This window comes from Flavobacterium laiguense (assembly GCF_003097655.1).
Classification (GTDB): Bacteria; Bacteroidota; Bacteroidia; order Flavobacteriales; family Flavobacteriaceae; genus Flavobacterium; species Flavobacterium laiguense.
This window is the reverse complement of record NZ_QCZH01000047.1, coordinates 1-2,643: the sequence shown is the minus strand read 5'-3', so window position 1 is coordinate 2,643 and position 2,643 is coordinate 1. Positions and strand designations below refer to the sequence as shown.

General features: G+C 36.0%; 2 protein-coding genes. Both read left to right on the top strand.

Translation table 11 applies throughout. The features are described from left to right. Positions 1-179: 179 nt before the first annotated feature. Positions 180-1,727, top strand: a complete 1,548-nt coding sequence (istA, locus tag DB891_RS17330; protein WP_116764826.1) for an IS21 family transposase — start codon at positions 180-182, stop codon at positions 1,725-1,727. A 16-nt stretch (positions 1,728-1,743) separates the two neighbouring features. Next, positions 1,744-2,481: an IS21-like element helper ATPase IstB gene (gene istB / locus DB891_RS17325; protein ID WP_116764825.1), complete on the top strand. Its 738-nt coding sequence runs from the start codon at positions 1,744-1,746 to the stop codon at positions 2,479-2,481. Positions 2,482-2,643 lie beyond the last annotated feature (162 nt).

Below are 2,643 nucleotides of genomic sequence, written 5' to 3'. Positions count from 1 at the left end.
TGGAAAAACCGGTCAAATTGACCACCCCATTCCAGTGTAAATTGACCACCAGTTTCGGAGTAAATTGACCACCACTTTCCAGTTCAAATTGACCACCTAATTTCGGGGTAAATTGACAATTAAAAACTACTGACTTTTTCATGTTGTTAGCACCATACATTCGTTAAAAAAAACGGATTATGGCAAACAAAATAACAGACATGAGTAAAATTAGAAAAGCAATTAAATTCTACTGTAATGGAAAAAGTAAGTTATTCATAAGTAAGTACTTATCCCTTTCCAGAAACACAGTGAAGAAGTATATTTCTTTATTTGAAGTCCTAGGATTAAGTTTTGAAGTAATTAATGAAAAAACAGATGCTGAACTAGAACTTTTGTTTTCACATACAACTGTGGAATCAATCAGTCCCAAACTGCAGATTCTTTATGATTTTTTCCCTAAAATGGAACGGGACCTGAAAAAAGTTGGCGTTACCATACAGCACATGTGGGAGCAATATATTATCCTAAACCCTGATGGTTACAGGAGTTCACAATTTGGACATCATTACAAAATATGGGGCAAACGAGTCAATCCAGTAATGCACATGAATCACAAAGCCGGTGATAAAATGTATGTGGATTATGCCGGAAAAACACTCTCCATTATTGATAACGACACGGGAGAAATCAAAGAAGTACAATTTTTTGTAGCCATATTGGGAGCTAGTCAATACACCTATGCTGAAGCTTCTATGAGCCAACAGAAGGAGGATTTTGTTACTTCGGTAGAAAATGCTATGCGCTTTTTTGAAGGTACCCCTGCAGCAATTGTTCCTGATAATTTAAAATCCGCAGTGATAAAAAGCAGTCGTTTTGAGCCGACGATCAATGAAACTTTGGCTGATTTAGCGGAACATTACGAAACTACAATTTTGCCCGCCAGGGCTTATAAGCCTAGAGATAAGTCATTAGTTGAAGGAGCTGTCAAGATATTGTACCGAAGGATTTATGTAACCCTAAAAGAAACTAAATTCTTTAGCCTGGAAGAATTAAACCAGCAGATATGGGATTTATTAGATGCCCATAACAGTCGAAAACTCACAGGACGTCCTTACTCTCGTATAGAATTGTTTTTAGAAGATGAGAAGCAAAAACTACGCCCACTACCGCAAGAGCGCTTTGAAATCAAATACCAATCCTTTGCAACAGTAATGCAAAATGGGCATGTCCAATTGAGTCAAGACAAAAATTACTACAGCGTTCCGTATCAATATGTAAAGAAAAAAGCAAAACTATTGTATACTAAATCAACCGTAGAAATCTACTATAAATACAATCGAATAGCTGTTCACGCACGAAATTACAAACCTTATGTCTATACCACAACCCCAGAGCATTTAGCCAGTACGCATCAATTTGTAGCCCAATGGAGTGCTGCTCGCTTCATTGATTGGGCTAGTAATATTGATGAATCAGTGGGAGAATATATTATGCAGATAATCGAAAGTAGAAACCATCCTGAACAGGCTTATAAAAGTTGTTTAGGAATACTAAACTTCGAGAAAAAGGTAGGTAAGCAGCGATTAATAAATGCCTGTAAACGGGCACTTGATTTTAAAATTTACAATTTTAAGACGATACAAAATATTTTAGAAAACAACTTAGACCATATTGATTTTGAACAAGAACCCGAGCAAGAACTCCCGAATCACGGTAACATAAGAGGAAAACATTATTATAACTAAATTAAATCTTGAAAACATGAATGAATCCACAGTAACAAAAATGAAACAAATGAAGCTTTATGGCATGTTTAATGCCTTTAAAACAGCCATTGAAAGCGGAAAAACAGACCATTACACACTCGATCAGTTTGTATCGATGATTATTGATGCGGAGTGGGATGAAAGACACAATCGTCGTATTCAGCGCAGTATCACCAATGCCCGATTCCATTACAAATCAAATATTGAAAGTATCAATTTTGACCAAACCCGTAATCTTGACCGCAACATGGTACTGCGTCTGGCAGAATGCGAATTTGTAGAAAAAAACGAAAACATTTTAATCACTGGAAGTACAGGTGTAGGTAAAAGTTATTTAGGCACCGCATTAGGTTATCAAGCCTGTATACAGGGTTTTAAAGTGAGTTATTTTAATACTTCGAAGTTGTTTGCTAAATTAAAAATGGCAAAGGCAGATGGTTCTTACCTTCGAGAACTTGCCAAAATAGAAAGGCAAGACGTCATTATACTTGATGATTTTGGACTCCAAGCATTGGATAGTCACAACCGAATTACCCTTTTAGAGATCATTGAAGACAGGCATAATAATGGTTCTATAATTGTAACATCACAAATCCCAGTGCAAGGTTGGTATGATATAATTGGAGAAAAAACCATTGCTGATGCAATTTTAGATAGACTTATACATCAGTCCCACCGACTCGAATTACATGGAGAATCTATGAGAAAGAAAAGAGGTATAAACAAAGGGTAATATTTTAAGTATATTTGAATACTAATTAACAGATGAAAAAGAGTAGTTTTTAATGAAAAATGGAGGTGGTCACTTTGCTCCGGAATTAGGTGGTCATTTTGAATTGGAATCAGGTGCTCACTTTAAATTGGAATTGGGTGGTCAATATCACCGGAATTTGCA